Genomic DNA, 6,188 nt, shown 5'->3' with positions numbered 1-6,188 from the left:
GCCCCTACAGGATGTATGAAAATGGTGCATAATGTAATATTAAACTGATATATTGCACCATTTTCAATAACTCTGTATGGGCGGGTTCACCGACAATAATTGCCAAAAACCGACGTAATTGCTCAACTAGGGGAAAAAAGGGAGCCATGAATAGAGAGGGCTTGTTGAATAGCTTGATAAGCAGTTAAGCCCTGCCTTTTACCAGTATTGACAACTGAACGAACCGCCGCAAATAAATCTCGCCCCCATTCGGAACGAAAGCAATTAGTCACGCGACGAAATATCACGCTCATCCGAATCGCTTGTTCGCTAGAATTATTTGTAGGTGGAATTGTCACATCTTCCAGAAATAAGAACAAATTATCCATCAGCTCGCCATAGCGTTTTCGTAACCGGACACCATCCGGCTGATGTGGTGCTAAACTCAAAATTCTGGTTAATCTTTCCCGTAAATTGCTGCGATATCGCTCCAGCTTAGCCTCGTCCATCCTGTCGCGTCGTCGATGGATGACAAAAGCCCTTAATAATAACCTCTTCATCGCCCTTGGCAAAAATCCTGTCTCCTGCATCAATGGCATATTGGCAATCCCGCAGTTGATGGGCACTCACACACTTGCCATTGTTCTGCTGGGTGATTTTTTTGAGCGCTAAATAAGTCTGACACCCACACCTGTGGGCGATGCTCTCCCAGAATTTCGTTAATTACCCCAGTTCCTCGACTCGGGCGGATGACGTGCAAGCAAATATCCTGGTTCTGAAATACCCACTCCCATTGGTTGTGTCCGTTCACTCTGGCACTGGTTTCATCCGAGCAGATTAATTTTGCTTGTCGCAATCGTTGTAGTATTTGATTTACTCGATCGTCTAAACTGGTTTTGACGGTACTTAAGAGGTTGGCGATCGCTCCTTCGGATATCTTGAGTCCAAAAACTTCCGCCAAGATTCCCGACAGCCGTTCGTAGCCGATCGCATGAGTGTAGCGCAGATACGTAACCAGGCTTTGAATTGAACTGCCAAATGGTGAACCCGGTTCCATTCCTGCGGGTACGGGGGCAAGATACTCGGTTTGACAACAGGCGCAGCGACCGCTATAACGTTCTATGCGCGTTACGATCGGGCGAATTGGTGGTAGTTCTATTTTGTCATAGACGGATTGCAATTTTTGGGCTCTGGCAGTGACTGTTTCTCCACACTCGGGACAATTTTTCACTCTTGCGATAATGATTTGGTCGGGTTCGAGATGTAGGTGTCTTCCCCCTCCTGCTCTGCCTACGCTTTTTTGTCTTTTGACCCCTTCTATTTTTGATGGCTTGATGTTGGGCTTGAATCCTTTCGATGGTGGAGTGCTGGAATTTTTGCTGGTTTTAGCGGGGGATGAGTCTGACTTTGAAGAGTAAGTGGCTAATGCGGAGCGTAGTTTTTCGATTTCCTGCCATAGATCTACTATCAAGGCGTCTTTTGCCTCGTCCGATAGTTGTTTTAGGTCAGGGAGTTTTTTCATTCCTTTATCTAATGTCTATCTCGTTCTCTTGTCAAGGGGGTTGAGCAATTACAAACCGACAATATTATAAACCCGCCCCCGCGCCACCATCAATCCCAATCTACCTCTTTCAAAATAACGATAAAAACCTGGAGGGCGGGTTTATTTCACCTGTCTATACCCGTTAAATCTGTTGGTGAACCCGCCCCTACAGGAGGCAGAAAAATGGTGCAAAATGTGAGCTATATATTGCATTATTGTCAATAAATCTGTAGGGGCGGGTTCACCGACAATAATTGCCAAAAACCCACAATCTCATAAACCCGCCCCCGCGCCACCATCAATCCCAATCTACCTCTTTTAAGATACTTCAACCACTAGAATAAATCCCTCTTTCTTGCAGTTGCTGCATAAAAAACTCTTCCAAACTAGGCTTAGCCAAATTCATCCCAATTAGCTGCCCTCCCGTACCGCTCAGACTAGAAAGAAACTCCTTCGGATCGCCCTGCAAATGACCGTACCACAAATCATCATCAACTTCCATATCCGGTATCCATTTTTGCAGGATATTCAAGTGCCCGCCCCTACCTTCAACCCGGTAAGTTTCAGTATTACCCAAGAGTTCGTCGATCGCACCAATGCAGATTAACTCACCCTTCGCCAAAATTGCCACTCGATCGCAAATCTTCTCCACATCAGACAATATATGCGAATTAAAAAAAATTGTTTTTCCTTGATTTTTCAGCGATAAAATTATCTCCCGCATCTGATAGCGTCCCATCGGATCTAAACCAGACATCGGCTCATCTAAAAATACCACATCGGGATTGTTAATCAAAGCTTGAGCCATGCCGATCCGTTGCAGCATGCCCTTAGAATACTGGCGCAACTGTTTTTTAATTGCCGCCGATTGAGATAGCCCAACTAAGTCTAGCAAATTCGGAATTCGCTGTCGCTGAATTGAGGGGGGAATTTGAAATAACCCCGCTGCAAATTGCAAGAATTCCCAGCCCGTGAGATAATCGTAAAAATAGGGATTTTCTGGCAAATAGCCGACTCGCTGCTTCACGGTGCGATCGCCCAAAGGCCTCCCCAACAGCAGCGCCCTGCCAGAAGTCGGCCGCACTATACCCAGCAAAGTTTTCAGCAGCGTAGTTTTCCCAGCTCCATTTTGCCCTAACAACCCAAAAGTTTCCCCCTCAGAGACAGTCAGAGTGCAATTTTTGAGCGATTCAATTTTTTCATTCATCCAGAAGCCGGTACGGTAGAACTTCCCCAGATTAAATGTTTCCACCACTGGGGTAGCTCCGGGCATCTCGGTGGAAGTTGGCGCATCTATAAGAGGTTCCATTTTCGTAAGCGAAATAAGTAGCACCTGATTATATTCTATGGCATAAGTTCAGTAATAATCGCTCTTTTTAATGTTAAACTAATATTAGCTGCACTTAAAATTTGCTGAATATGGATCGTTCAAAACTTGTTGCTATTATCACTGGGGTGATTTCTATCATTTTAGCAGTAGCCTACCTGCTGCTCGTCACCCTCCTCGACTTCCGAGGCGAAATGCTGCCTGCACCTCAAAGTCAGTTGCCAGTCTCCATGCCACTTCAGCAATTAGGCACTGCTAACCCGACTTTGCGACTACATTAGTTATTGGTTATTGGTTATTGGTTATTAATCCTTGCAATAACAACCAACAACTAACAACCAACAACTGCCAACTGCCAACTGCCAACTAACTAATAGACATGAATTGCTTTCATCATGTGATATGCAACTAGCAACTGCGTCAAAGCTAGCGGGTAACTTTGCAAAACTTCGCCCGTTGTGCCGATAAGTTTGCCAATTTCCGGGTTGCCTTGGGCGGAGCAAAATCCCCGCAGGTGTGGCAACTCGCTACACAACATCATTTCCAGTTCGTTTACTTGCTCGCTGGTAGCGTGGGAGTCTACTTCCAAAACGTCAACTGGTTTGCCCATATCCCGATCGAGTCCCAAGCGAATTGCAGGTTTAAAACTCTCGCTGCCTCGACCTAAAATTTCAGTAAAATCAGGGTGAGGAATTGTCGGTCTGAGAACTAAACGGACGTTCAAATTCGATTGATTGTCCGCTTCTGGCGGGTAAAAACTAACTACAACGTCGGCCGATTTGCGCTGAGGACGAATGAAGTCTTCAGAGTCCGGTTCGCGTTTTTTTATTTCTGCAAGCACCTGTTCTTCAGTATAACCGCGCTTCATGACATCGCGCTTAACTTTCCACTGAGCTCGCAATTCTTCGGGAGGAGCAAGATACACTTTTACGTCGTAAGAATCGCGGATTGTTCGGGTTGCGTAACCCAGCAAACCTTCAACGATTACAAATTTGCTGGGCTTGATGTATTCCGGTGGGTCGAATGTACCTGTCGTGTGGTTGTAGATGGGTTTGAGAATTGCTTGTCCGGTACGCAGCAGGCTGAGGTGCTGCTGCATGATGTCGAGGTGATTGCAGTCGGGATGCAATGCTGTGATTCCGATTTCGGCCCGCTGCTTTCTGTCGTAGCGATGATAGTCGTCAGTGCAAATCACAGTGACATTTTCAGGCCCTAATACTTGGGCAATTCCCCGCGTCAGGGTGGTTTTGCCCGCTGCGCTGTCTCCGACAATACCGAGAATAATTGGTCGATCGCTCATTGTTTTTACCCGGACGCACAATAGCAAATTTTGTTGTCAATCTTACATCTTATCAAAGTTGTGTTCGATCCGATCGCTCGGTTTGACAATCAAGCATCCAGGATACCCGCCACGTGATTCATCCGTCCAGAAATAAAAAACCTGTATCCGATAAAGGAACCCCCGAATTTATCTCGCGCAAGTCAATGCTTCAATTCTAAAATCTAAAATCTAAAATCTAAAATCGATTGACTTGCTCCCCCCGGAGTCTCCCCCATCTGTAAAAATATTGTTATATTTCTTAATATAATGCGGCACTGGAGACTCAGGGAGCATCAGATTAAAAAATCACGCCCATTTCTCAACCGCCCAAGATGTCGATCGTACTTTTGAATCCAACTCTTGTCATAATTTCGGGCAAATTATCCCTGCAAAGTGTCCGGGTAGTCTCTTTTGTCTTTTGTAGTGCCAATTGCAGCGGTGGGGCTGGTGGGATATTTTTGGTTTCAAAACCGCCCGCAAGCAGTGAATCAATTCGCCAGTCCATCAATCGACGCCCAAGGCGATCGAATTTATCCGCAATATGAAGTTTTAGCCCCAGCTTTCGCGGTTTTGACAAATTAGTATAATAAATTAGAGTTGAGGAGGCAATCATGCCCTCACAAACCTGTTTTTTTTCCTCTTGCTTGCCTTCGGCAATGCGTCTTTCCGTGAAAAAAAATAGGTTGGGACGCACCGGTGCGTAATTTATAAATTTAAACAAATCTTAATTTTATTAAGTTTAACTAAGCCCGTAGCCAGCCCATGAATCAACCATCTTCAGAAAAATTAAGGGGCCGTGTTTTAATTGTGGATGACAGTCTTAACAACTTATTGTTACTGGAGCTGATCTTATCCAGGAAAGGCTATAAAGTAGAAGCTGCATCTAGCGGGCAACAGGCACTCGATGCTGTGGATTTGGCTCAGCCTGACTTGATTTTGCTGGATATTATGATGCCCGATATGGATGGCTATGAAGTTTGCAGTCGCTTGAAAGCTACCGCTAGCACTTGTGGCATTCCCATTATTTTTCTGAGTGCTGTGGTAGAAGCTTCTGAGAAGGTGAAAGCCTTTAATGCTGGCGGGGCGGACTACATTACTAAACCTTTTCAAACCGTAGAGGTGATAGCTAGGGTAGAAAATCAATTGCGGCTGCGGGAACTAGAGTTGCAACTGAGGGAGAACAATCTGATGTTACAGCAGGAAATCGCCTATCGGGAACACGCAGAAATGGAAACGCGGTTGCTGTTGGAAACAACCCAGTCTCAGAAAGAAAAAATTGAAGAATTGCTATTAAATATTTTGCCCAAATCGATTGCAGAGCGCTTGCAGGAGGGGCAAAGCATAATTGCTGACAGCTTTTCGGATGTCAGCGTTTTATTCGCCGATTTGGTGGGATTTACGAATTTTGCCTCTCAAAAAACTGCGGCAGAAACGGTGAAAGTTCTGAATCAAATTTTTAGTCTATTTGACGAGTTATCGTTACGTCACGGTTTGGAGAAAATCAAAACTATGGGTGACGCTTACATGGTAGTTGGCGGTTTGCCGGAACCGCAGGAAAATCACGCCTTTGCCATTGCCCAAATGGCACTAGATATGCAAGCTGCTCTCGCTAGCTTCAATGTCAAAAACAATCACAACTTTAGTCTCCGCATTGGGATAAATATTGGTGGGGTGGTGGCGGGAGTCATTGGTTTAACTAAATTTAGTTACGATTTGTGGGGGGATACAGTAAATGTTGCTCAGCGCATGGAATCAAGCGGTATTCCGGGGGAAATTCAGGTGACTGCTGCGGTTTACGATCGTTTAAAAGAGAAGTTTTTGTTTAAAAGGCGCGGTGCTGTTGAGATTAAAGGTAAAGGAGAAATGATGGTTTATTTGTTGGTGGGGCGAAATTAGTCAGTTGACAGTTGACAGTTGGTAGGGGCGGTGCCCCTGTGCCCGCCCTCTTAGTTGATAGTTGACAATGCCCAATGCCCAATTCCCAATTCCCAATGCCCAATTCCCCATTCCCAATTCCC

At 45.3% G+C, this 6,188-nt stretch carries 7 protein-coding genes; 2 read left to right on the top strand and 5 right to left on the bottom strand.

Going from position 1 to position 6,188, the window contains the following annotated elements; genetic code table 11:
- Positions 1–122: 122 nt before the first annotated feature.
- The 3 genes from QUB16_RS26435 to QUB16_RS26425 form a co-directional block, all read right to left on the bottom strand.
- Positions 123–578 (bottom strand): IS66 family transposase, encoded by a 456-nt coding sequence (locus QUB16_RS26435; RefSeq protein ID WP_333320749.1) that lies wholly within the window; start codon positions 576–578, stop codon positions 123–125.
- Positions 569–1,210 carry an IS66 family transposase gene (locus QUB16_RS26430; RefSeq protein ID WP_333320747.1) on the bottom strand — a complete coding sequence of 214 codons (642 nt, stop codon included), beginning with the start codon at positions 1,208–1,210 and terminating at the stop codon, positions 569–571. The genes QUB16_RS26435 and QUB16_RS26430 overlap by 10 nt, the downstream gene beginning before the upstream one ends.
- A 640-nt stretch (positions 1,211–1,850) precedes the next feature.
- Positions 1,851–2,831: an ABC transporter ATP-binding protein gene (locus tag QUB16_RS26425; RefSeq protein WP_333320745.1), complete on the bottom strand. Its 981-nt coding sequence runs from the start codon at positions 2,829–2,831 to the stop codon at positions 1,851–1,853.
- Positions 2,832–2,941: 110 nt separating this feature from the next.
- Here QUB16_RS26425 and QUB16_RS26420 point away from each other — a divergent pair, with 110 nt between their 5' ends.
- Positions 2,942–3,130: a hypothetical protein gene (locus QUB16_RS26420; protein WP_333320743.1), complete on the top strand. Its 189-nt coding sequence runs from the start codon at positions 2,942–2,944 to the stop codon at positions 3,128–3,130.
- 89 nt (positions 3,131–3,219) lie between these two features.
- Here QUB16_RS26420 and QUB16_RS26415 read toward each other — a convergent pair whose 3' ends face one another.
- Both QUB16_RS26415 and QUB16_RS26410 read right to left on the bottom strand, forming a co-directional pair.
- Complete coding sequence (locus QUB16_RS26415) at positions 3,220–4,149, bottom strand: phosphoribulokinase (protein WP_333320741.1); 930 nt, start codon at positions 4,147–4,149, stop codon at positions 3,220–3,222.
- Positions 4,150–4,489: 340 nt separating this feature from the next.
- A complete protein-coding gene (locus QUB16_RS26410) occupies positions 4,490–4,891 on the bottom strand; it encodes a hypothetical protein (protein WP_333320740.1) in 402 nt (133 codons plus the stop codon).
- A 41-nt stretch (positions 4,892–4,932) separates the two neighbouring features.
- Between QUB16_RS26410 and QUB16_RS26405 the strand changes: the two genes are divergently transcribed.
- Positions 4,933–6,066 (top strand): adenylate/guanylate cyclase domain-containing protein, encoded by a 1,134-nt coding sequence (locus QUB16_RS26405; RefSeq protein ID WP_333320738.1) that lies wholly within the window; start codon positions 4,933–4,935, stop codon positions 6,064–6,066.
- Positions 6,067–6,188 lie beyond the last annotated feature (122 nt).

The organism is Microcoleus sp. D3_18a_C4 (genome assembly GCF_036702415.1).
Lineage (GTDB): Bacteria > Cyanobacteriota > Cyanobacteriia > Cyanobacteriales > Microcoleaceae > Microcoleus.
Note: the sequence above shows the minus strand (reverse complement) of the source record. Positions and strands in the feature narration are given on the sequence as shown.